General features: G+C 68.5%; 18 protein-coding genes and 3 pseudogenes. 20 read left to right on the top strand and 1 reads right to left on the bottom strand.

Translation table 11 applies throughout. The features are described 5' to 3' along the window. The first annotated feature begins 15 nt into the window (after nt 1-15). The 15 genes and pseudogenes from QC826_RS23660 to QC826_RS23590 all read left to right on the top strand — a co-directional run bounded on the left by QC826_RS23660 (nt 16) and on the right by QC826_RS23590 (nt 16,186). Nucleotides 16-2,484 (top strand): NHL repeat-containing protein, encoded by a 2,469-nt coding sequence (locus tag QC826_RS23660; protein WP_279762719.1) that lies wholly within the window; start codon nt 16-18, stop codon nt 2,482-2,484. 65 nt (nt 2,485-2,549) lie between these two features. After that, on the top strand, nt 2,550-3,743 hold the full coding sequence (locus tag QC826_RS23655; protein ID WP_279762717.1) for a substrate-binding domain-containing protein: 1,194 nt from the start codon (nt 2,550-2,552) through the stop codon (nt 3,741-3,743). A gap of 140 nt (nt 3,744-3,883) precedes the next feature. Continuing rightward, nucleotides 3,884-4,654, top strand: coding sequence for an ABC transporter ATP-binding protein (locus QC826_RS23650; RefSeq protein WP_093387691.1), 771 nt, complete (start codon nt 3,884-3,886; stop codon nt 4,652-4,654). Then, on the top strand, nt 4,651-5,403 hold the full coding sequence (locus QC826_RS23645; protein ID WP_279762716.1) for an ABC transporter ATP-binding protein: 753 nt from the start codon (nt 4,651-4,653) through the stop codon (nt 5,401-5,403). Before QC826_RS23650 ends, QC826_RS23645 begins: the two co-directional genes overlap by 4 nt. Next, entirely contained in the window at nt 5,403-6,398 is a 996-nt protein-coding gene (locus tag QC826_RS23640) for a branched-chain amino acid ABC transporter permease (protein ID WP_279766590.1), read from the top strand. The genes QC826_RS23645 and QC826_RS23640 overlap by 1 nt, the downstream gene beginning before the upstream one ends. Beyond that, nucleotides 6,395-7,465, top strand: a complete 1,071-nt coding sequence (locus QC826_RS23635; protein WP_279762715.1) for a branched-chain amino acid ABC transporter permease — start codon at nt 6,395-6,397, stop codon at nt 7,463-7,465. The genes QC826_RS23640 and QC826_RS23635 overlap by 4 nt, the downstream gene beginning before the upstream one ends. Before the next feature lie 33 nt (nt 7,466-7,498). Then, entirely contained in the window at nt 7,499-9,064 is a 1,566-nt protein-coding gene (locus tag QC826_RS23630) for an acyl-CoA synthetase (protein ID WP_279762714.1), read from the top strand. Then, nucleotides 9,061-9,948: a MaoC/PaaZ C-terminal domain-containing protein gene (locus tag QC826_RS23625; RefSeq protein WP_279762713.1), complete on the top strand. Its 888-nt coding sequence runs from the start codon at nt 9,061-9,063 to the stop codon at nt 9,946-9,948. Before QC826_RS23630 ends, QC826_RS23625 begins: the two co-directional genes overlap by 4 nt. A gap of 247 nt (nt 9,949-10,195) precedes the next feature. Beyond that, nucleotides 10,196-11,201: pseudogene (locus QC826_RS23620) on the top strand (porin). A 160-nt stretch (nt 11,202-11,361) separates the two neighbouring features. Next, nucleotides 11,362-12,006: pseudogene (locus QC826_RS23615) on the top strand (diguanylate cyclase domain-containing protein); the annotation flags it as partial. Between the two features lie 109 nt (nt 12,007-12,115). Continuing rightward, nucleotides 12,116-13,096: a putative bifunctional diguanylate cyclase/phosphodiesterase gene (locus tag QC826_RS23610; protein WP_279762712.1), complete on the top strand. Its 981-nt coding sequence runs from the start codon at nt 12,116-12,118 to the stop codon at nt 13,094-13,096. A 250-nt stretch (nt 13,097-13,346) separates the two neighbouring features. Continuing rightward, nucleotides 13,347-14,228: a PEPxxWA-CTERM sorting domain-containing protein gene (locus QC826_RS23605; protein WP_279762711.1), complete on the top strand. Its 882-nt coding sequence runs from the start codon at nt 13,347-13,349 to the stop codon at nt 14,226-14,228. A gap of 277 nt (nt 14,229-14,505) precedes the next feature. Then, nucleotides 14,506-15,285, top strand: a complete 780-nt coding sequence (locus tag QC826_RS23600) for a substrate-binding periplasmic protein (protein ID WP_279762710.1) — start codon at nt 14,506-14,508, stop codon at nt 15,283-15,285. 120 nt (nt 15,286-15,405) lie between these two features. Beyond that, nucleotides 15,406-15,645 (top strand): hypothetical protein, encoded by a 240-nt coding sequence (locus QC826_RS23595; protein WP_279762709.1) that lies wholly within the window; start codon nt 15,406-15,408, stop codon nt 15,643-15,645. Next, entirely contained in the window at nt 15,611-16,186 is a 576-nt protein-coding gene (locus QC826_RS23590) for a hypothetical protein (protein WP_279762708.1), read from the top strand. The genes QC826_RS23595 and QC826_RS23590 overlap by 35 nt, the downstream gene beginning before the upstream one ends. A gap of 76 nt (nt 16,187-16,262) precedes the next feature. Here QC826_RS23590 and QC826_RS23585 read toward each other — a convergent pair whose 3' ends face one another. Next, the gene (locus tag QC826_RS23585) at nt 16,263-17,201 is read right to left on the bottom strand and encodes a LysR family transcriptional regulator (RefSeq protein ID WP_279762707.1); all 939 of its coding nucleotides are present in this window, start codon (nt 17,199-17,201) and stop codon (nt 16,263-16,265) included. A gap of 128 nt (nt 17,202-17,329) precedes the next feature. On the opposite strand from QC826_RS23585, the gene QC826_RS23580 reads away from it, so the two are divergent. From QC826_RS23580 to QC826_RS23560, 5 genes and pseudogenes are all read left to right on the top strand, one after another. Beyond that, nucleotides 17,330-18,544: a urate hydroxylase PuuD gene (locus QC826_RS23580; RefSeq protein ID WP_279762706.1), complete on the top strand. Its 1,215-nt coding sequence runs from the start codon at nt 17,330-17,332 to the stop codon at nt 18,542-18,544. A 49-nt stretch (nt 18,545-18,593) separates the two neighbouring features. Further along, a pseudogene (locus QC826_RS23575) lies at nt 18,594-19,826 on the top strand (M20/M25/M40 family metallo-hydrolase). Between the two features lie 202 nt (nt 19,827-20,028). Beyond that, a complete protein-coding gene (locus QC826_RS23570) occupies nt 20,029-21,360 on the top strand; it encodes a paraquat-inducible protein A (RefSeq protein WP_279762705.1) in 1,332 nt (443 codons plus the stop codon). After that, nucleotides 21,353-22,969, top strand: a complete 1,617-nt coding sequence (locus QC826_RS23565; RefSeq protein ID WP_279762704.1) for an intermembrane transport protein PqiB — start codon at nt 21,353-21,355, stop codon at nt 22,967-22,969. The genes QC826_RS23570 and QC826_RS23565 overlap by 8 nt, the downstream gene beginning before the upstream one ends. Beyond that, complete coding sequence (locus QC826_RS23560) at nt 22,966-23,718, top strand: PqiC family protein (protein WP_279762702.1); 753 nt, start codon at nt 22,966-22,968, stop codon at nt 23,716-23,718. The genes QC826_RS23565 and QC826_RS23560 overlap by 4 nt, the downstream gene beginning before the upstream one ends. The last annotated feature ends 24 nt before the right edge of the window (nt 23,719-23,742 follow it).

The raw sequence follows: 23,742 nt of genomic DNA, 5'->3' as shown, positions 1-23,742 counted from the left end.
ACAATGAACAGTTTCATGAATTTGCAATCGAGTTTCAAGGGCGCGGCACGGGCGGCGCTGCTGTCCGTGCTGGCCCTGGCGCCGGCGGTCCAGGCGGCGCAGACCTTCGCCGACGAGGACCGCTCCGCCGAACTGACGGCGCAGCCGGTGCACCAGCGCTACCAGTTCAATTCGCCGACCACGGTGACCTACGATAAAAATTCGATCGCCGCCGGCGCCGCCGGTGCCCGCGTCTACGTCGCCGACATGGGCAACGACCGGGTGGTGGTGCTGAACCTGAACGGCCAGAAGATCGGCGTGCTCGACGCCGCCGACAACCTGCTCGCCGCCGACAGCCCGGCGGCGGCCGTGGCGCCGATCAAGGCGCCGCTGGGCATCGCCTTCCTGTCGGCCAGCGAGGCGCTCGACGCGCGCCTGGCCGGCCTCTACGTCAACGACGTCGGCAGCCACCAGATCCACTTCTTCCGCCCCGACGCGGCCAACGCCGACAAGTTCTACTATGTCACCTCCTTCGGCGTGAAGGGCTCGGGCTCCGGTCTGCAACTGAACGTGCCGCGCAACATGGTGGTCACGCCGCAGGGCTGGGTCTACGTCTCGGACGAGTTCAACAACCGCATCAAGGGCTTCCGCCTCAACCCCGACGCCGCCTACGCGGTCACCCACCTGAACACCAGCGGCGCGGTCGACGGCGCCGGCCAGTACATCCCGACCGGCCCGGTGGTCCCCGGCGTCGACAAGGACTACGGCGCCGATTCGACCAACTATTCCAGCTACGCCGGCCAGGCCGACAAGGTCAACGGCTTCCGCATCCCGCAGGGCATGACCTACTGGCGCTCGCCGGCCGGCACCCACACCTATCTGTACGTGTGCGACAACGGCAACAACCGCATCAAGATCTTCGAGGTCAACCAGGCCAGCGGCGCGATCACCCTGGTCGACATCATCGGCCGCTACAGCGCCAACGGCTCGGCCGGGCATTTGAAGCGGCCGCGCGGCGTGCGCACCGACAAGGCCGGCAACCTGTACGTGGCCGACAGCTACAACGGCCAGATCCTCAAGTTCGCCAACCGGAACAGCGCGCTCGGCACCGCCAGCTACCGCAGCAGCGGCTCGGCCGACGCCGCCGCCGCCTGGACCTATGGCCGCCTGGGCATCCAGCAGATCGAGCTGCGCAGCCCGGCCAGCGCCGCCAGCGAGGACGCCGCCTTCCAGCTGCCCAACGACGCCGTGCCGGTGGAGAAGGCCGACGGCACGCCCTACGTCGAGAGCATCTGGTCCGGCGGCCTGTTCTACAGCGATCTGCCGGTGATCCTGGTCAGCGATCCGGGCAACCACCGCATCAAAAAATGCTGGGCCGCCAGCGGCGGCGGCTCGATCGTGCGCTGCTCGGTGTCGGCCGGCGTCGGCGGCGTCGCCAACAACGAGTTCTGGGGCTATCCGCGCACGCTGGCGGGCCAGGTGCACGCGATTTCGGCGATGACCTATCTGACGGGCAGCTCGCGCCTGCTGGTCAGCGACACGCCCAACACCCGCATCAACATGTACAGCGCGGCCGGCGCCTACCTGGGCAAGTTCGGCGGCGGCGACATCAACTACGGCGTCACCGGCATCAGCGCCTTCCCGGCCGGCGCCGGCGAGGAGGTGGCGGTGGTCACCGCGGCCGACACCAGCCTGCCGTTCCCGTACACCGGCGACAGCTCGCTGCGCATCTACAAGGCCGACGGCACGCTGCGCTACACCTTCAACCTGGGTTACCGCACCACCGGCCTGGCGGCGCCGAAGATCGGCTTCGCCAACGCCAACTTCCCGGTCGGGCTGCACGTCAAGCCCGAGGCGGCCGCCGACCAGTTCTCGGTCTATCTGACCAGCTTTGGCAACTACGCGTGGAAGTTCTCGTACAACCGCGCGCTCGGCACGCTGAGCTACGCCTGGGCGGCCGGCGGCTCCGACCCGAGCAAGGGCAGCGACGTCGGCACCGGCTGGGCGCTCGGCGTGAACTTCTACAAGCAGGGCGCGGCCGGCACCTTCGACACCATCCAGGGCATCCTGGCGCTGAACAACCGGGTCTACGCGGTGGACCGGCGCAACCAGCGCGTCCAGGCGCTGAACCCGGCCAACGGCGCCCTGCTGGGCAAGATCGGCACCGGCGGCGGCACATACGACCACAACGGCAGCATCGTCGCCAACGAGTTCTTCCTGCCCGAGGGGCTGGGCTACGACAGCACGCTGCAGCGCCTGCTGGTCGGCGACGGCTTCAACATGGTCGCCAAGTCGTTCACCAATCCGGACCTGGTGGCGCCCAACGCCGGCGGGCAGATCGTGCCGACCTTCAACGGCTACTGGCTGAATCCGGCGCTGGGCACCCGGCCGGGCGGGCTGTTCGCCACCCAGCAGGCGATCTCCGGCGGCGGCAAGGTCTACGTCAGCTCGCTGATCAGCTGCCGTGTGACCATTTTCGACTGGAGCGAACTGACGCCGCCTTGAGTTGACGTCGCCGGGGAGGGCGCCCGCCTTCCCCGTTTTCATATAACAATAAGGATGGAAGAGACATGAACCACACACCGTTGCATAGCCTGGCCGCCGGCGCGCTGCTGGCGCTGGCGTGCGCCAGTTCGCCGGCGCACGCCGCCGACATCAAGATCGCCCACATCTACAGCAAGACCGGCGCGCTGGAGGCCTACGGCAAGCAGACCCAGACCGGCTTGATGATGGGGCTGGAATACGCCACCGGCGGCAGCATGACCGTCAAAGGCCGCAAGATCGTCGTCATCGAGAAGGACGACCAGGGCAAGCCGGACGTCGGCAAGTCGCTGCTGGCCCAGGCCTACGGCGACGACAAGGTCGACCTGGCCGTCGGCCCGACCTCGTCGGGCGTGGCCATCGCCATGCTGCCGGTGGCCGAGGAGTACAAGAAGGTGCTGCTGGTGGAGCCGGCGGTGGCCGATTCGATCACCGGCAGCAAGTGGAACCGCTACGTCTTCCGCAGCGGCCGCAATTCTTCCCAGGACGCCATCGCCAACGCCGTCGCGCTCGACAAGCCGGGCGTGACCATCGCCACGCTGGCGCAGGACTACGCCTTCGGGCGCGACGGCGTGAAGGCCTTTGCCCAGGCGCTGTCGGGCAAGGGCGCCAAGCTGGTGCACGAGGAGTATCTGCCCACCTCGACCACCGACTTCACCGCCGGCGCCCAGCGCCTGATCGACGCGCTGAAGAACCAGCCCGGCCGCAAGGTGATCTTCGTGATCTGGGCCGGCGCCGGCAATCCCTTCAAGATCGCCGACCTGGACCTGAAGCGCTACGGCATCGAGATCGCCAGCGGCGGCAACATCCTGCCGGCGATGGTCGCCTACAAGCAGTTCCCCGGCATGCAGGGCGCCACCTACTATTACTTCGGCATCCCGAAGAATCCCGCCAACATCTGGCTGGTCGCCGAGCACTACAAGAAGTTCAAGACGCCGCCCGACTTCTTCACGGCCGGCGGCATGACGGCCGGCATCGCGCTGGTGGAGGCGCTGAAAAAGGCCGACGACGCCGGCTCGGAACAGCTGATCAAGGCCATGGAGGGCATGGCGTTCCAGAGCCCGAAAGGCAAGATGGTGTTCCGCAAGGAAGACCACCAGGCGCTGCAGTCGATGTACCACTTCCAGATCAAGGCCGACCCGGCCTTTGCCTGGGGCGTGCCGGAGCTGGTGCGCGAGCTGACGATCGACGAGATCAAGCTGCCGCTGCGCAACAAGCTGTGAGCGCCGGGGCGGCCATAGCAAAACCAGGGAGGTGCACCGGCTCCGCGCCCCTGGGTTGATGGCCGGCCCGCGCCACCCTGGCGTCAGCACAGCCTTTTTTGTCCACATTTTCGCCGCCTTGAAGCGCGGCAGGGGTAGCCATGTCCATTTCTCTCGAAACGCGCGCGCTGACCGTCAATTTCGGCGGCCACGTGGCGGTCAACCAGGTGTCGTGCGCCTTCCGGCCCGGCACCCTGACCGCCATCGTCGGCCCGAACGGCGCCGGCAAGACCACCTATTTCAACCTGATCTCCGGCCAGTTGCCGGCCAGCGGCGGCGAGGTGCTGCTGAACGGCGAGAGCCTGACGCGCCACGGCGCCGCCGCGCGCGCCCGTGGCGGCCTGGGCCGGGCCTTCCAGCTGACCAATCTGTTCCCGCGCCTGTCGGTGCTGGAAAACGTGCGCCTGGTGCTGCAGGCGCGCCACCGCACCGGCCTGCGCCTGCTGACGACCTGGTTCAGCCAGCGCCACCTGGTCGAGGAGGCCGGCGACATCCTCGAACAGATCTCCCTGGCGGCGCGGCGCGACACGCCGGCCAGCGCGCTGTCGCACGGCGACCAGCGCAAGCTCGAGGTCGGCCTGCTGCTGGCGATGCAGCCGCAGGTGTTCATGTTCGACGAGCCGACCGCCGGCATGAGCCACGACGAGGCGCCGGTGATCCTCGAGCTGATCGCGCGGATCCAGGCGCGGCGCGACAAGACCATTTTGCTGGTCGAGCACAAGATGGACGTGGTCGAGCGCCTGGCCGACCGCGTCATCGTGCTCAACCACGGCCAGCTGGTGGCCGACGGCGCGCCGGCCGCGGTGATGCGTCTGCGCGTGGTGCAGGAGGCCTATCTGGGCGCCGAGGTGGCGGCGGAGGAGGCGGCATGAGCGCGCCCTTGCTGACCCTGGCCGGGGTGCACACCCACATCGGCCCCTACCACATCTTGCAGGGCGTCGACCTGCAGGTGCCGCGCGGCCAGCTGACCATGCTGCTGGGCCGCAACGGCGCCGGCAAGAGCACGACGCTGCGCACCATCATGGGCCTGTGGCGCGCCAGCGCCGGGGCCATCGGCTTTGCCGGCGCCTCGCTGCGCGGCGTCGGCACGGCCGACATCGCCGCCCGCGGCATCGCCTATGTGCCGGAAAACATGGGCATCTTCAGCGACCTGACGGTGCGCGAGAACATGCTGCTGGCGGCGCGCAGCGGGCCGATGGACGGCGCCCGCCTGGAGTGGATCTTCACGCTGTTCCCGTCCCTCAAGCAGTTCTGGGACAAGCCGGCCGGCAAGCTCTCGGGCGGCCAGAAGCAGATGGTGGCGATTGGCCGCGCGCTGGTCGAGCCGCGCCAGTTGTACATGTTCGACGAGCCCTCCAAGGGCCTGGCGCCGGTGATGGTCAACAGCATGGTGGCGGCGCTGCGCGCGCTCAAGGAGCAGGGCGCGACGGTGCTGCTGGTCGAGCAGAACCTGGCGGTGGCGCAGGCGCTGGGCGACTCGGTGGCGGTGATGGACGCCGGCCGGGTGATCCACCACGGCGCCATGGCGCAACTGGCGGCCGACACCGACCTGCAGCAGCGCCTGCTCGGGCTGCACCTGGCCGCCGCACCGGCGCCGGCGCCGGCGGGGGAGGGCGCATGATGGCCGCCAACGGCCTGCGGGCCTTCGACAAAAACCTGCCCAGCCTGGTGCTGCCGGCGCTGATGCTGCTGGCCCTGCCCTTGCTGCCCGGTCTGCCGACCTGGATCACGCTGACCGTCGCCGGCCTGGCGATGGGCATGATGATCTTCATCATGGCCAGCGGCCTGACCCTGGTGTTCGGCCTGATGGACGTGATGAACTTCGGCCACGGCGCCTTCATCGCCGTCGGCGCCTTCGTCGCCACCAGCGTGCTGCGCTGGATGCCGGGCTGGATGGGCGCCGACAGCCTGCTGCTCAACGCCGGCGCGGTCGGCGTCGCGCTGCTGGCGGCGGCGCTGGCCACCGGCCTGCTGGGCTGGGGTTTCGAGCGCCTGATGATACGCCCGGTCTACGGCAGCCACCTGACGCAGATCCTGGTCACCACCGGCGGCCTGATCGTCGCCGAGCAGTTGATCCACGTGCTCTGGGGGCCGGAGCAGATTCCGCTGCCGCGCCCGCCCAGCCTGCGCGGCGCCTGGATCGTCGGCGACGTCGCGGTCGAGAAGTTCCGCCTGCTGGCGGTGGCGCTGGGCCTGCTGGTCTTCGCGGCGATGTGGCTGGTGCTGAACCGCACCAAGATCGGCCTGCTGGTGCGCGCCGGCGTGCAGGACCGCGAGATGGTCGAAACCCTGGGCTACCGCGTCGGCGTGTTGTTCGTCGGCGTGTTCGTCGCCGGTTCGGCGCTGGCCGGGCTGGGCGGGGTGCTGTGGGGCTTGTACCAGGAAAGCGTCAGCGCCGCGCTGGGCGCGCAGTTGATGGTGCTGATCTTCATCGTCATCATCATCGGCGGCCTCGGCTCGGTCGGCGGCTGCTTCGCCGGCGCGCTGCTGGTCGGGCTCACCGCCAACTACGCCGGCTTCCTGGCGCCCAAGGTGGCGCTGGGCGCCAACATCCTGCTGATGGTGCTGATCCTGCTGTGGCGCCCGCAGGGCCTGTTTCCGGTGGCGTCGCGATGATCGCCCGCCTGCTCCCCAGCGCGCTGTCGGGCGACGCGCCGCGCAGCCGCGTGCTGGCCGTCCTGCTGCTGCTGCTGTGCGCCGGCCTGCTGCTGGCGCCCTTCCTGTTCCCCGGCACGCGCGCGCTCAACGTCGCCGCCAAGATCTGCGTCTTCATCGTGCTGGCCGCCAGCTACGACCTGCTGCTGGGCTACACCGGCGTGGTCTCCTTCGCCCACACCATGTTCTTCGGCATCGGCGCCTACGGCGTCGGCATCGCCATGGCGCGCCACGAGGGCGACTGGCTGGCGCTGGCCGCCGGCGCCGGCGCGGCCCTGCTGCTGGCGCTGCTGCTGGCCTTGCTGCTGGGCGTGCTTTCGCTGCGCGTGCGCACCATCTTCTTCGCCATGATGTCGCTGGCGCTGGCCTCCTTCTTCGCCACGCTGGCGTCGCAGTTCTCCGCCTTCACCGGCGGCGAGGACGGTCTCAGCTTCAAGCTGCCGGCGCTGCTCTCGCCGGCCACCCGCTTCCTCGACCAGCCCTTCCTCGGCGTCGACTGGGGCGGCAAGCTGCTGTGCTACTACCTGGTGTTCTGCTGCAGCCTGGCGCTGTTCCTGCTGGCGCTGCGGGTGGTCAATTCGCCGTTCGGCAAGGTGCTGCAGGCGATCCGCGAAAACGACTTCCGCGCCGCCGCCATCGGCTACAACCCGGTGCTGTACCGCACCGTGGCCAATTGCCTGGCGGCGCTGCTGGCCTGCGCCGCCGGCATCCTGTACGCGCTGTGGCTGCGCTACGTCGGCCCCGACACCACGCTCAGCTTCGCCATCATGATCGACATCCTGCTGATGGTGGTCATCGGCGGCATGGGCTCGATGTACGGCGCGGCGCTGGGCGCGGCCATTTTCGTCGTCGCGCAAAACTATCTACAGGACGGCATGAAGCTGCTCAGCGGCGCGCTCGAGTCCGCGCCCCTGCTGGCGGCCCTGTTCCATCCGGACCGCTGGCTGTTGTGGTTGGGCGTGCTGTTCATTTTGAGCGTCTACTTCTTCCCCAGCGGCATCGTCGGGCGCCTGCGCGGCAAGCATTGACCGGGGACACCCCATTTTTTGAAGGAGCGGCACATGTATGTAGTGGATTGGTTGCACAAGCAGGCGCTGCACCGGCCGGACCAGACCGCGCTGGTGGACTTGGCCAGCGGGCGCGAGTGGACCTACCGGCAGTTCAACGAGCGCGCCAGCCGCGTCGCCGACTACCTGCTGACGCGGGCCGGCCTGCAGCCGGGCGCGCGCGTGGCGGTGCTGGCGCAGAATTCCTCGGACTATCTGGAGCTGCTGTACGGCTGCGCCAAGGCCGGCATGGTCATGGTCTGTCTGAACTGGCGCCTGGCGCCGGCCGAGCTGCTGCCGATTCTGCAGGACGCCGAGCCGGCCCTGCTGGTCTACGGCCAGCCCTTCGGCGCCACCGCCGAGGCGCTGCGGGCGCAGCTGCCGGGCCTGCGGGCGCGGCAGGCGGTGGTGATCGGCGCCACGGGCGGGGCCGAGCAGGCCGGCGCGCGCGGCTACGAGGACTGCCTGGCCGGCGCCTGCGGCGACGCCATCGAAATGCCGCCGCGCGGCATGGACGAGGTCTGGCACCTGCTCTACACCTCGGGCACCACCGGCACGCCGAAGGGCGTGATGCAGACCTACGGCATGGTCTACTTCAACGCCGTCAACTGCATGCTGGCGACCGGCCTGTCGCAGCGCGACGTGCTGCTCAATGTGCTGCCGTTCTTCCACACGGGCGGCCTGAACCTGTACACCAATCCTGTGCTGCACGCCGGCGGCACGGTCCACATCATGCAGCAGTTCGACGCCGGCGCCGCGCTCGAACTGCTCGACGGCACGGTGACGCTGTTCCTCGGCGTGCCGGCGGTCTACCTGATGCTGAGCCAGCACCCCGGCTTCGGCGCCGCGCGCTTCGGCGCCATGCGCCACTGGTCGGCCGGCGGCTCGCCGATGGCGCACAGCCTGCTCGAGCTGTACCAGGCCAAGGGCGTGACCATCTGCTTCGGCTTCGGCATGACCGAAACCGGGCCGACCGTGTTCATCTGCGACGAGGCGACCGCCCGGCGCAAGACCGGCACCATCGGCCGGCCGGTCGGCTCGATGCGCACGCGCGTGGTGCTGGCCGACGGCAGCGACGCCGGCCCGGGACAGCGCGGCGAACTCTACATCCAGGGGCCCGGCGTCACGCCCGGCTACTGGAAGCTGCCGCAGGCCAGCGCCGAGGCCTTCGTCGACGGCTGGCTGCGCTCCGGCGACATCGCCTACTTCGACGAGGAGGGCGACCACTACATCGTCGACCGCGCCAAGGACATGTACATCTCCGGCGCGGAAAACGTCTATCCGGCCGAAGTCGAAAACGTGCTGTTCCAGATGCCGCAGATCGCCGACGCCGCCGTCATCGGCGTGGCCGACGCCAAATGGGGCGACGTCGGCGCCGCCATCGTCGTGCTCAAGGCCGGGCAGCCGTTGGCGCCGGCCGAGCTGCAAGCCTTCTGCCGCGCCCGCCTGTCCGGCTACAAGGTGCCCAGGCACGTGGTGGTCCTCGACGCGCTGCCGCGCACGCCGTCGGGCAAACTCGAAAAACACAAACTCCGCAGCCAATTCGCCGATCTCGGCACTCAAGAAGGAACCGCGCCATGAGCTCAGTCCAATCCGGCTTTCGCCGCACGCTGCAACAGACCGACTTCGACCGTTTCGCCGTGCTCAGCGGCGACAACAACCCGATCCACTGCGACCCGGAGTTCGCCGGCCGCAGCCACTTCGGCGCCACCGTCGCGCACGGCATGTTCCTCTACGGCCTGATCTACCGCGCCCTGGAGGAGGCCGTGCCCGGCGCCGGCATGCTGCAGCTCGAGCAGGAACTGATGTTCCCCAATCCCAGCTACGCGCAGGACGAGGTCGAGGTGCTGGTCACGCCGCTGCCGGGGCGCGGCGACGGCAGCCGCAGCTTCAGCACCGTGGTGCGCAAGCAGGCCGGCGGCGCGGCCGTCGTCACGGCGCAGGGCAGCGCGCGGGTGAGCGGCGCCGGCGGCGCCGCCGCGCTGGCGGCCGGGGCCGCCGCCGACATGGCGCCGGCCGGCGCGCCCGGCGCCAGCGACGAGGAACTGCGCGGACTGCGCCTGGGCATGCGCGCGCGCGCCGAGCGCACCCTGAGCGAGGCCGACCTGGCCGACTACGCGGCGCTGACCGGAGATCGCAACCCGCTGCACCACAGCGACGACTGGGCCGTCGCCCACGGCTTCGCCGGCCGCCTGGTGCCGCCGCCGCTGCTGGCGAGCCTGTTCTCCGACCTGCTCGGCACCCGCCTGCCCGGGCGCGGCACCGGCTGGATGAAGCAGACGCTGCGCTTCGTCGCGCCGGCCTACGTCGGCGAGCGCATCGCCGCCGAAGTTGAAATCGTCCGCCTGCGCGCCGACAAGGACCTGGTCAACCTGTCCAGCGTGCTCACCGGCGCGGACGGGCGTGTCATCTGCCGCGGCGAATCGCTGGTCCTGGTGCGCAACCTGGCGGCGCCGGCCGGCTGAGCCCGCGCGGGCCCGGCGCCCGCCCCCCGCAGCGCTGTTGCAGACGCCGCCGGCGAGCGGCGCGGGAGAGCTGCGCCCTGTCGATCTTGAGATTTTCAGAACTGCCCGCCGCGGCCGCCGCGGCGGGCAGCCAGCACCGGCCGGCGGCGCCCAGCAGCGGCGCCGGTCCCACCCAAGCCGGGCGGAACAGACAAACGAAGCTGAGCGCCCGGACCCGCAGCACCTCAACACCACAACGGAGACAAGAATGAAAAAACACATCCTGGCACTGGCGGCAATGTCCATCATGGCGGCGCTGGCCGGCGCGGCGCAGGCGCAAAGCGGCGTCACCATCTACGGCTCCATCGACGGCGGCCTGCGCCACCAGACCAACGTCAACGCCGCCGGCGACAGCAAACTGTCGGTCGGTTCGAACGGCCAGTACTACCCGAACCGGCTCGGCTTCATCGGCAGCGACGAACCTGGGCGACGGCATGAAGGTGCACTTCAAACTCGAAAGCGGCTTCAACACCGGCACCGGCGCGCTCGACAACGCCGGCGGACGCCTGTTCAACCGCAGCTCGTGGGTGGGCGTGTCGGGCAAGTGGGGACAGATCAACTTCGGCCACCAGTACACCATCGCCTTCTTCACCGCCAACGACTACGACCCCTTCAACTACAAATACGCCTACATCATCCCGGTGTCGGCGGCGACCGCGGGCGGGCGCTACGACAACAACATCCAATACACCGGCAGCTTCGGCGCCTACAAGGTGCGGGCCGAGTACGCGCCCGGCGAAAAGGCCGGCAACGCCGGCACCAACACCGCCAAGGCGGTCGGCCTGGCCTATGCGCAAGGGGCGCTGAACTGGGGCGGCGCCTACAGCAGCCGCGACGTGGAAGGCTTCGCCGACCGCCACTACACCGTCGGCGCCGCCTACAAATTCGGCGCGGCGCGGGTGGCGGGCGGCTACATGGCCGACAAACTGGCGACCGCCTCCGGCATCGACAGCACCACCAAAAACGCCTGGGGCGGCGTCAGCGTCGACGTGGCGCCGCAAACCGTCGTCAGCGCCGCCTACTACCAGACCAAAACCTCGGTGGCGCGCATTGCCGGCGCGCGCAAACTCTTCATGGTTGGCGCCGTCCACTACCTGTCCAAGCGGACCAATCTGTACGCCGACATCGACTATGCCAAACTGAGCGGGAGCTCGCGCATCGGCAGCCAGACCAGCCAGACCGGCGTCTCCATCGGCATCGACCACCTCTTCTAGCGCCCCCCGAAGGCCGCGATGGCGGCCTTGTTGTTTTCCTGTTCGCAATAAAGTTAGTAGTCGCTCGCTCGCGCGGAATTGCTTATGATCGTCCTGTGGCGCGCCGGTTTTGCCGGGGCCGGCGCGCCGTTTCGACGGACTCGGCGGGGCAGATCGCACGATGCAAGATTCCACGCACTCCCCATCCGCCCAGGATGGCGCGGGCAACAACACGCCGGAGCGCAGCGCGGCGCGGCTGGCGGCGCGCCTCACCGCCACCCTGGAGAGCATCACCGACGCCTTCCTGATGCTCGACCGCGACTGGAACCTCAGCTACATGAACGGCGAGGCCGAGCGCCTGCTGCAGTGCCGGCGCGACGAGGTCATCGGCCGCAACGTCTGGCAGGTGTTCCCCGAGGCCGTCGGCGGCCCCTATTACCGCGCCTACCACCGCGCGGTCGAGGGCAACAGCTCGGTCTCCTTCGAGGAGTACTACGCGCCGCTCAAGCTGTGGACCGAGATCCGCGCCTACCCGTCGGAAGAGGGCCTGGCCATCTACTTCCTCGACATCAGCGCGCGCAAGGCCAGCGAGGCCGAGATCCACCAGCTGGCCTTCTACGACCGGCTGACCGGCCTGCCCAACCGCCAGCTGCTGCTCAACCGCATCGAGCACGCGCTGACGCTGTGCGGGCGCATCGGCCACAGCGGCGCCGTGTTGTTCATCGACCTGGACAACTTCAAGGCCATCAACGACACGCGCGGCCACGACAAGGGCGACATCCTGCTGCAGCTGGTGGCGCAGCGGCTGCTGTCGGCGGTGCGCGCCAGCGACACGGTGGCGCGCTTCGGCGGCGACGAGTTCGTCGTGCTGCTGGACGAGCCTGGATTCGGACGCCGCCACCGCCACCGCCGGCGCGCAGGAAAGCGCGCGCAAGGTGCAGCAGGCCTTCTGCCAGCCGTTCGAGATCGCCGGCGTGCAGCAGTACAGCACGCCGAGCATCGGCATCACCATCTTCGACCGCGACGCCGGCAGCGTCGACGACGTGCTGCAGCGCGCCGACCTGGCCATGTACCAGGCCAAGGCGGCCGGCCGCAACACCATCGCCTGCTTCGACCCGGAGATGCAGCGGCGGGTCGCCGCCAGCGTGGCGCTGGAGGCCGACCTGCGGCGCGCCCTGGCGCAGGAGGAGTTCGTGCTGCACTACCAGCCGCAGGTCGGCGTCGACGGCCGCCTGGCCGGCGCCGAGGCGCTGGTGCGCTGGAACCACCCGCGGCGCGGCCTGGTGTCGCCGGCCGAGTTCATCCCGGTGGCCGAGGACACCGGCCTGATCGTGCCGCTCGGCCAGTGGGTGCTGCGCAGCGCCTGCCGGCAACTGGCGCAGTGGACCGGCGCCGCCGCCACGGCCGCGCTGGAGATGGCGGTCAACGTCAGCGCCCACCAGTTCCACCGTCCCGACTTCGTCGAGCAGGTGCTGGCGGTGCTGGCCGAGACGGGCGCGCCGGCCGGCCGCCTGAAGCTGGAGCTGACCGAGAGCCTGCTGCTGAAGGACGTCGCCGGCACCGTCGAGAAGATGTGCCTGCTGCGCGAGGTCGGCGTCGGCTTCGCGCTGGACGATTTCGGCACCGGCTACTCCTCGCTGTCCTACCTGCACCGGCTGCCGCTCGACCAGTTGAAGATCGACCGTTCCTTCATCCAGGAGATCAGCGGCGAGGGCCACGGCGCGGCCATCGTGCGCATCATCGTCGCGCTCGGCCAGGCGCTCGACATGACGGTGCTGGCCGAGGGCGTCGAGACGGCCGCGCAGTTCGACTTCATCGTCGCCGAGGGCTGCCAGGCCTACCAGGGCTATCTGTACAGCCGGCCGTTGCCGGCCGAGCGGCTGGCCGAATTCATCGCCGCCCGCCCGCCCGGCTGAGCGCGGACCCCGCGCCGCGCCGGCGCCATGCTGCGCTGCGCGCTTTTCTCCCATGTTCCCCGTGCTCCCGCGATGCCGCGCCGTCGGCGGCGCCGTTGCTGCACCGCGTCAAGCCCGCGCGCATTCGACCAAATCCATCTATTTCCGCCGATGTGACTATATGTGAAATTGTCATATAGATATTAGTATACAATCAAAAAACTGCAAAAATTACAACATTGCGGCTCACACACATACTATGGGAAACACGATGATGAAGATGTCTAAGAAGCTGGCCTGTGCCGGCGCCGGCGCGTTGCTGCTCGGCTGTTCCACACTGGCCCAGGCGGCACGCGTGGACGCGTCGCTGAGCTATGATCCGGCCGGGATGGCCCACACCGCCGGCTTGCCGTCCGGTTCCGTCGCCCGCTCGGACCCCAGCTCGATCGATCTGGCGACCCCCGACCTCGTTTCCGCCAACGGCGGCCATGCCAACTACTCGCGCTATCTCGACGCCGAGGCGCATGTCGACGTCAACGGCGTGATGGCGGCCTCGACCTTCATGTCGGCCGGCGGCACCACCGTGGCCAGGGTCGGCTGGACCGAGAGCATCCAGAATCAAACGCAGAACAGCCAGCGATACCAGTTGAACCTGGACGTGAGCGGTCTCTATTTCGACGTCGAGTACCTGGGCCACCGCGGCGGCAGCGATTTCGCCATGGGCTACATGGCCAACGTCACGGTGGGCGGGGTCGAGGTCTGGAGCTCGTATGCGCGCTTCCAGGTGCAGGACCGCGCCACCTCTGTGGTCAAGCAGGGCGTCGATTTCGGCACCGGCAGCCTGCATGTCAACCCGATGCGCGACGCCATCTCCTACACGATGGCCAACTTCCATGGCGCGGTGGGCCTGGGCAGCGTGGCGGCCGGACAGGACGTCGAAGTGAGCTACAACCTGTGGACCTTCAACAGCTGGAATGATCCGCAAGGCTGTGTCTACGAGTGCACCTGGAGCAGCAGCCGTGTCGGCGATCCGTTCGGCGTCAGCGGTCCGAGCATCAGCGCCGTGCCCGAGCCGGACACCTACGCCATGCTGCTCGGCGGCCTGGGCCTGGTCGGCCTGGCGGCGCGGCGGCGCAAGGCGCGCGCCGGCTAAGCGCGCGCCGCGCCCGACGCCGGCTGGCGCCGGCCTGCGCCGGCCGGCGACTGTCCGGCGGCGGCGCCGCCGCGCGCTATACTGGCGCTATTGCGGCGCCGGCCTGCGCCGGCCGGCGACTGTCCGGCGGCGGCGCCGCCGCGCGCTATACTGGCGCTATTGCGGCGCCGGCCTGCGCCGGCCGGCGACTGTCCGGCGGCGGCGCCGCCGCGCGCTATACTGGCGCTATTGCGGCGCCGGCCGCGCTGCTCATGGAGCGACTGTGGGACGCTGGAGCGTGCTGGTTCGCCTTTCCTGTTTGCTGGTCGCGGCAGCGCTGCCGCCGCGCGCCTGGGCCGGCCACTACCGCTGCGTCTCGCTCGACTATCCGCCCTTGATCCAGCAGGAGGCCGGCGGGCCGGTACACGGCCTGGCGGTCGACCTGGTCGGCGCCGTGTTCGCCCGCATGGGCCACACCGTCAGCGTCGAAATCTATCCCTGGGGACGGGCGCTGGCGCTGGTGCGCCAGGGCCAGCGCGACTGCGTGTTCACCATCTTCCGCACGGCCGAGCGCGAGGGCTTCCTCGATTTCAGCCGCGAGTCGATCCTGCCGCAGATTATCTACTTCTACGGCCAGCGCGACGGCGCCACCGGCTTCGACGGCGACCTGGCCGCGCTGGCCGGCAGCCGCGTCGGCACCGTCCTGAGCGTCAACTACGGCGCCCGCTTCGAGGCGGCGCGCGCCGCGCTGGCGGTGCGCGAGGTGGCCACGCTGGAGCAGAACTTCCGCAAGCTGGCGCTGGGCCGGCTCGACCTGGTGCCGAGCAACCTGTACACCGCCAGCTACACGCTGCGCCGGATGGGCGCCGGCGCGGCCGACATCGTCCAGCTGCCGCTGGCGCTGGAGAACGTGGCCAGCCACATCGCCTTCGCCAAGTCGCTGCGGCTGACGGCGCTGCGCGACCAGTTCGACCTCGAGTTCAAGGCCTACCTGGCCGGCGGCGCCTACCGCAAGCTGCTCGAGCGCCACCGCATCGAAACCACGCCCGAGCTGGGCCGCTTCCTCGACGGCAGGTGAGGACGGCGCGCGTCCTGTACGCCGTTTAAGCTGGCGTGCAGGGATGGCGATCGATGACTGCGAACGAGCGGCGTCAAGGAAAGCGATCAAACCTGGCGTATACTTTTCGTTGGATCGGTGATGTCGCAGTTTTCATACCAAATGGACCGCAATATTTCTGCCAAGGAGGAATTCAACATGAGCAATCTACGACTCTTCAGCCGCGCGGATGTGCTTCGAATTAATCAAAGGATGATCGCGCGTGGGGCGGCGCCCGTCACTTCAGAAATCAGTGACAAGATTCTGCGCGAGGTGCGATTCTCCCGGGAACAGATCAACAACGCGTATGCAGCCGCAAGGCGACAACTCGCCAATGGCTGAGCGTGCAATGTCACGCTCACACAATCATGTGTATGAACGCTTGGTCAGCAGCCCCGATGACGCGGTCGGGGCGTTTGCCTATGTGCTCTACAAGCAGCACAAGGTCGCCTTCATTAGAAATATCTTGGAGCAATATGCCAGGCCGCCTACAGATGAGGAGATGGCTGTTTTTTGCCAGCAAAGCGGACTGGAAAGCCAGCTGGAGGGATACAAATCAAGGGCGCAGGCATTGGCGGAAAACTTCCTTGCCAACGGGCTGATGGAACATGTTGCACGCATCAGTTTGGAGTTGCGTGAATCGGAATTTAGCAGACGGTTCGACGTGATTGAGCGGAAGCTGGACGGACGACGTGGCTTTTGGGGATGGTGCGCGCAAGTCAGCGCAAATCTATTGGTCAACGTTGTGACGATTATCGTCGTTGGGGCGGCGGTGATCGGATACAGGTCCTTGAGTAGTTTGAACTCTTCCGCCGAAATTAGCCTGCATTTGGGGCCGACCCAGACGCAGCAACGCCCGGACGCCGAACCACCGTTGAAGTAAGCGAGATGACGCCGGAACCGGCGCGCTTCGTCGACGGACGCGCCCAGCAGCCCTCATGTTGAAGCAAGCTCTTGTTCTACTGCGGCAGCAGCGCCTTGGCCGCCGCGCTGACCTGGTCGCGCAGCCACTTGTGCTCGGGCGCCTGGTGCACCCGCTCGTGCCACAGCTGGTAGAAGCGCATCGGCGGGAACTTGACCGGCACGCTGAAGGTCTTCAGCGGCAGCGTCCTCTCATAGTAGCGGACGAACTGGCGGCCGGTGGTCAGCACCAGGTCGGTCTGCGTCAGCATGTAGGGGATCAGGCCGAAGTAGGCCGATTCCACCATCACGTTGCGCTGCAGGTTCTGGCTGGCCAGGAAGGTGTCGATCACGCCGTGGTAGCCGGGCAGGATCTGCGTCGGCGCCACGTGCGGCAAACTCAAATAGTCGGCCAGGGTCATGGCGTCGCTGTCGGTGCGCATGGCGTAGGGGCTGTCGGCGCGCATGGTACAGATGATCGGGTCCTCGAACAGCTTGGAGATGTGCAGGTGCTGCGGCGGCTCCTCCCAGTTGGCGATGACCAGGTCCATGTCGCCGTCGGAGAGCAGGCGGATGTAGTCGATGCCCGGTCCCAGGCTGTGGATCACCACCTTCGACAGCGGCGAGCCGCGCCGCAGCGCCGCCACGATGTTGGGCAGGAACTGGCTGTCGAGGTAGTCCGGCGCGGCGATGTGGAAGGTGCGCGACTCCTCCTGCGGCACGAAGGGCGTCTTCTTGACGAACAGGTTCTCGGTCTCGTCGAGGATGCGCTTGGCCGGCAAGAGCAGGCTTTCGCCGTGCTGGGTCGGCACCATGCCGCGCGCGCCGCGCACCAGCAGCGGGTCGCCGGTCAGCTCGCGCAGCTTGCGCAGCGAGGCCGAAATCGACGGCTGCGGCTGGTTCAGCTTGAGCGCCACGCGCGAAACGTTCTTTTCAACCAGCAGCAGGTAAAGGATGCGGATCAGGTGCAGGTCGAGGTGTAGTGGCAGGGAGGCCATGCTGTCGCTTATATTGAATCGGATATGTTGAATATACGATATATTTCATCTGGTCGGGACCGATACCGGCTATCTTCTGTAAATTCGCCGCATCTATCGCCTTAAAAGTTAACCCCCAGAAGGAAGCCATGGACTTGTTCGCCTATTTGATCCCGTACGGCCTGGAATGGCTCAACCTGATCGTCCGCTGGCTGCACGTGATCACCGGCATCGCCTGGATCGGCGCCTCGTTCTATTTCGTCTGGCTGGACAATTCGATCCGCCCGCCGGCGCCCGGTTCCGACCTGGCCAAGAAGGGCGTCTCGGGCGAGCTGTGGGCGGTGCACGGCGGCGGCTTCTACAACCCGCAAAAATACCTGGTGGCGCCGGCCGAACTGCCCAAGGACCTGCACTGGTTCAAATGGGAGGCCTACACCACCTGGCTGTCCGGCTTCGCGCTGCTGACCATCGCCTACTACTTCAACGCCCAGGCGATGATGATCGACAAGGATGTGGCCGACATCGGCAGCTGGCAGGCGGTCGGCCTCGGCCTGGGCAGCCTGCTGGTCGGCTGGACGGTGTACGACCTGCTGTGCCGCTCGCCGCTGGGCAAGCACGATTTCTGGTTCGGCGTGGTGGTGTTCGCGCTGATCGTCGCGGCCGGCTTCGGCCTGACGCACTGGCTCAGCGGCCGCGCCGCCTACATCCACGTCGGCGCGATGATCGGCACCATCATGGTGGCCAACGTGCTGATGCTGATCATTCCCGGCCAGCGCAAGATGGTCGAGGCGATGGCGGCCGGCGGCCTGCCCGATCCGGTGCACGGCCAGCGCGCCAAGCAGCGCAGCGTGCATAACAACTACTTCACGCTGCCGGTGCTGTTCATCATGATCAGCAACCACTATGCGATGACCTATCGGAACGACCGCGCCTGGCTGGTGCTGGCCTTCATCATGGCGGCCGGCGTGTCGATCCGCCACTTCTTCAACCTGCGCCACAAGGGCCGCACCGAGTGGCGCTATCCAATGTTTGGCGTGGCGCTGTTGCTGGCTGTGGCGGTGGCGATCGCGCCGCCGCGCCCCGCCGCCGTGGCCGTGGCCGATCCGGCCGCCGCCTTCGCCAAGGTGCAGGCCGTCGTCGCGCAGCGCTGCGCCAGCTGCCACTCGGCCCATCCCAGCCAGCCCGGCTTCGCCACCGCGCCGGCCGGCGTGATGTTCGACGGCGCCGAGCAGATCCGCCAGCAGTCGGAGAAGATCTACAAGCAGGCGGTGCAGCTGAAGGCTATGCCGATCGGCAACCTGACAAATATGACGGATGCCGAACGGGCCGCCATCGGCGCTTGGTTCGAAGCCGGCGCCAAGTAACACCGCACAAGTAACACCGCACAAAGAACACCGCACAAAGGACACCACCATGAGCTCGAAAAAAGAACAACTGGCCAGCTGGATCGACGCCCACTTCGACGAGGAGGTCGGCTTTTTGCAGCAGGTGCTACGCGTGCCGACCGACACCCCGCCGGGCAACAACGCGCCGCACGCCGACACCGTCGCCGAGCTGGTCAAGGCCTATGGCTGGAGCGCCGAGAAGCACGCCGTGCCGCAGCAGACGGTGCGCGACTACGGCATGGAGAGCATCACCAACCTGATCGTGCGCCGCCCCTACCAGGCCGGCGGCCCGACGGTGGCGCTGAACGCCCACGGCGACGTGGTGCCGCCGGGCGAGGGCTGGACCTTCCCGCCCTACGGCGGCGTGGTGCAGGACGGCTTTATCTACGGCCGCGCCGCCGCCGTCTCCAAGTGCGACTTCGCCACCTACATCTTCGCCACGCGCGCGCTGGAGGCGCTGGGCGTGCCGCTGAAGGGCGCGCTGGAGCTGCACTTCACCTACGACGAGGAATTCGGCGGCCTGCTCGGCCCGGGCTGGCTGCTGGAGCAGAAGCTGACCAAGCCGGACTTCGTCATCGCCGCCGGCTTCAGCTACAACATCGTCACCGCGCACAACGCCTGTTTGCAGTTCGAGATCACCGTGCTGGGCAAGTCCGGCCACGGCGCCATGCCGGAGACGGGACACGACGCGCTGCAGGCGGCCACGCGCATCCTCAACGCGATCTACGGCCAGCTGCCGGAGCTGAAGAAGATCAAATCCAAGGTGCCGGGCATCGATTCGCCGACCATGCTGGTCGGCCGCATCGACGGCGGCACCAACACCAACGTGGTGCCGGGCCAGGTGGTGCTGAAGATGGACCGCCGCATGATTCCGGAGGAAGGACCCGGCGGCGGTCGAGGCGCAGGTGCGCGCGCTGATCGAGGAGGCGGTGCGCGGCCAGCCCGGCATCCGCGTCGAGATCAAACGCCTGCTGCTGTCGCACGCGCTGCGGCCGCAGCCGGGCAGCGAGCAGCTGGTGGCGCACCTGCAGCAGAACGCGCAGACGGTGCTCGGCGAGCTGATTCCGGCGCAGGGCACGCCACTGTACGCCGACGCGCGCCTGTACGGCGAGCACGGCATTCCGGCCGTGCTGTACGGCGCCGGCCCGCGCACGGTGCCGGAGTCGAACGCCAAGAAGGGCGACGAGCGGCTGGCGCTGGAGGGCTGCGCAAGGCCACCAAGGTGGTGGCGATGACGCTGCTGGACTTCCTCGGCGCTTGATTTTCGCGGCGTCCTGCGCGCTTTTCGTCAAGGCGCCGGCGGCGACAAGACCGCCCAACGGCAGCAAGCCAGGGTCAGACCCTAGCGCCAAGGCGGGGAGTCTGACCCTAGTTTGTGCTGCGGTTTTTTGCCGACGTTCCGCGATCGCCGGGAAGCTTGCTTTTATCGTATGATGCTGGCACGACCAAGCCACCGCGACCCCGTGCCTCGATACGATCTGATCAGCTGTCATGAATGCGGCACCCTGCACCGCAAGGCGCCGCTCGGCCCGCGCCAAAAGGCGCGCTGCGTGCGCTGCCGCTCGGTGCTGTATCGCGGCAGCGGCGCCGGCCCGGAGCGCATGGCCGCCATCGTCCTCTGCGCCATCCTCACCTTCCTGATCGCCCAGTTCTGCCCCATCGTCGAGCTGGAGGTCAACGGCCTGCGCTCGTCGGCCACGCTGTTCGGCGCCATCGTCGTGCTGTGGCAGGAGCAGATGCAGCTGGTGGCGGCCATCGTCTTCCTGAGCACCATCCTATTCCCGGCGGTCGAGCTGGGCGCGCTGCTGTACGTCACGCTGGGCCTGCGCGCCGGCCGCGTGCTGCCGGGTTTCCACCGCCTGCTGCGCGCCGTCAGCGCGGCGCGCCACTGGGGCATGACCGAGGTGCTGATGATCGGCATCCTGATCACCATCGTCAAAATGACCAGCCTGGCGCAGGTGCTGGTGCAGCCCGGCCTGTTCGCCTTCGGCGCGCTGACGGCGATGCTGGCCTTCGTCGTCGCCTACGAGCCGCGCGCGCTGTGGGAGCTGGGCGACCGCCTGCTGCCGCGCGCCGCGCAGGACGAGCGCGCGCTGCTCGGCGGCGGCCGCGCGCCGCTGCTGTGCCACGCCTGCGGCCTGGTGGCGCCGGACCTGGGCACGCCGCACCAGCACCAGCATTGCGCCCGTTGCGACAAGACGCTGCACCGGCGCCGTCCGGACAGCATCGGCCGCACCTGGGCCTTGCTGCTGGCCGCCGCCATCCTCTACATTCCGGCCAACCTGCTGCCGGTGATGTACACCCACTCGCTGTTCGGCAAGCAGGACGACACCATCATCAGCGGCGTGGTCTACTTCTGGACCAGCGGCTCGCCGGCGCTGGCCGCCATCATCTTCATCGCCAGCATCGTGGTGCCGGTGCTGAAGCTGGCCGCGCTGTCGCTGCTGGCTTGGACGGCGCAGCGCCGCTCGCGCTGGCGGCCCTATCAGCGCACGGTGTTGTACCGGCTGGTCGAGTTCGTCGGCCGCTGGTCGATGCTGGATATTTTCGTCATCACGCTGACGGTGGCGCTGGTGCGCTTCCAAACGCTGGCGGTGATCACCGCCGGCCCCGGCGCGCTGGCCTTCTGCGCGGTGGTGGTGCTGACCATGCTGGCCTCGCTGCAGTTCGACCCACGGCTGATCTGGGACGCCGCCGAGCCGCCTGCGCCGCCGGCTTCGCCGCCGTTGGCGCCAACGCCGCCCGCCTTGCCGCATTCGCATCGTATTGAGCCTTCTGGAGGAACACATGATTGAAAACGAGGGCGACCCGGCGCGCCTGCCCACGCCGGACGTGGAACCGGCCAGCCGCTGGCTGCCTTCGCTGGTCTGGCTGATCCCCTTGCTGGCGGCCTTGATCGGCCTGGGCCTGGTGGTCAAATCGGTGCTCGACCAGGGGCCGACGGTGACGGTCAGCTTCCACAGCGGCGACGGCCTGGAGCCGGGCAAGACCAAGGTCAAGTACAAGGACGTCGACATCGGCCTGGTGCGGGCGATCCGCCTGGCGCCCGACCTGTCGAAGGTGCTGGTGACGATCGACATGAGCAAGGAGGCGCGCCGCTTCACGGCGGCCGACACGCGCTTCTGGGTGGTGCGGCCACGGGTCGGCGCCAGCGGCGTGTCCGGCCTGAGCACGTTGCTGTCGGGCGCCTACATCGGCGTCGACGCCGGCAAGGCCGGCGAGCAGCGCGAGGAGTTCGTCGGCCTCGAGCAGGTGCCGCAGGTGACCGGCGACCAGAAGGGCCGCCAGTACACGCTGCACGGCGACAGCCTGGGCTCGATCGACATCGGCTCGCCGGTGTTCTACCGCCGCATCCAGGTCGGCCAGGTGATCGGCTATTCGCTCGACAAGGAGGGCGGCGGCGTCACCATGACGGTGTTCGTCAACGCGCCCTACGAGTCCTTCGTCAGCCAGAGCACGCGCTGGTGGCACGCCAGCGGCATCGACGTGCGGCTCGATTCGAACGGCTTCAAGCTCAACACGCAGTCGCTGGCGGCGCTGGTGGTGGGCGGCATCTCCTTCGAGACCATCTACAACGGGCCGGGCTCGGAGAAGCCGGCGGCCAACGGCGCCAGCTTCCAGTTGGCACCCGACCTGGTCAGCGCGATGCGCGAGCCGGACGGTGAGCCGATCACCTCGGTGTTCTACTTCGACCAGTCGCTGCGCGGCCTGTCGCCCGGCGCGCCGGTGGACTTCCGCGGCATCGTGCTGGGCGAGGTGCGCTCGGTCGGCGTCGAGTACGACCCGGTGAAGAAGAGCTTCCGCATGCCGGTCACGGTGAACCTGTATCCGGGCCGCCTGGGCAAGCGTTTCCAGCAGGCCATCGCCGACGAGCGCGACCACAACGTCGGCCCGCAGGTGTTGGAGCGCATGGTCAGCCGTGGCCTGCGCGCCCAGCTGCGCACGGGGAACCTGCTGACCAGCCAGTTGTACATCGCGCTGGACTTCTTCCCCAAGGCGCCGGCGGCCAAGCTGAACCTGGCGCAGTATCCGCTCGAGGTGCCGACGGTGCCGAACAGCTTGGACGAGTTGCAGGACCAGATCGCCAGCATCGCCAAGAAGCTCGACCAGGTGCCGTTCGCCGACATCGGCAACAACCTGAACCAAACGCTGAAGAGCGCCAACCTGCTGTTCAAGCAGCTCGACGCCCAGGTGGTGCCGGAGATGCGCGGCACGCTGAGCGCGGCCAAGCAGACCTTCGGCGCGGCCGAGCAGGTGCTGCAAAAGGATTCGCCGGTGCAGTCCGACCTACGCGAGGCGCTGCAGCAGTTGACGCAGACGCTGCAATCGTTGAACGCGCTGTCGGACTATCTGGAGCGGCACCCCGAGTCGCTGTTGCGCGGTAAAAAAGGAGATCAGAAATGAGTGTGCCCGTTTGCCGCAAGGCGCCACGAATGGCCGCGCTGTCGGCGCTGACGATGCTGCTGGCGCTGGCCGGCTGCGCCACGCCGCCGGTCGAACGGTTTTACAGCCTCAGTGGCGGCGCGCCGGTGGCGCCTGGCGCTGCCGGCACCTCTGGCGCGCCGGTCGCACCCGGCGCGGCCGGCGCAGCGGGGACACTCGCCACAGCGGCTGCGCCCGGCTTGGCCGGCATATCCGGTGCAGCGGGCGTCCCGGCGGCGCAGACCGGCGCCAGCGGCGCTCTGTTCATCGAGTTGCAGGCGGTCAGCGTGCCGCAGCAGGTCGCCCGCAGCCAGTTGGTGGTGGCGGCCGGCCCGGGCCGGGTCGAGCTGCTGGAGCAGGAGCGCTGGTCGGCGCCGCTGGCGGCCGAGTTGGGCCAGGCGCTGTCGCTGGCGGTCACCGGCGAGCTGGGCGCCATCGACGTGTTCCGCACGCCGACGCCGGAGCAGGCCGCCGTCTACCGCATCAGCACCAATGTGCAGCGCTTCGAGTCGGCGCCCGGCCAGTACGCGTTGATCGACGCCGTGTGGAGCGTGCGCCGGGTCGGCAGCAGCGCCGTGCTGACCTGCCGCAGCGTGGCCAAGCAGGCGCTGCCGGCCGGTTCCGGCTACGACGCGCTGGTGGCCGGCCACCGCCGCGCCGTGCTGCAGGTCGGCGCCGACATCGCCAAGGCGGTGCGCGCGCTGGCCGCGTCCGGCCAGGCCGGCTGCTGATGCGTTGGCGGCGCGCCGCGCCGG

The sequence above is a fragment of the Rugamonas sp. DEMB1 genome (genome assembly GCF_029834475.1).
In the GTDB taxonomy this organism is placed as follows: Bacteria; Pseudomonadota; Gammaproteobacteria; order Burkholderiales; family Burkholderiaceae_D; genus Rugamonas; species Rugamonas rubra.
The sequence above is the reverse complement of the archived record's forward strand: the minus strand, read 5'-3'. Positions and strand labels throughout refer to the sequence as shown.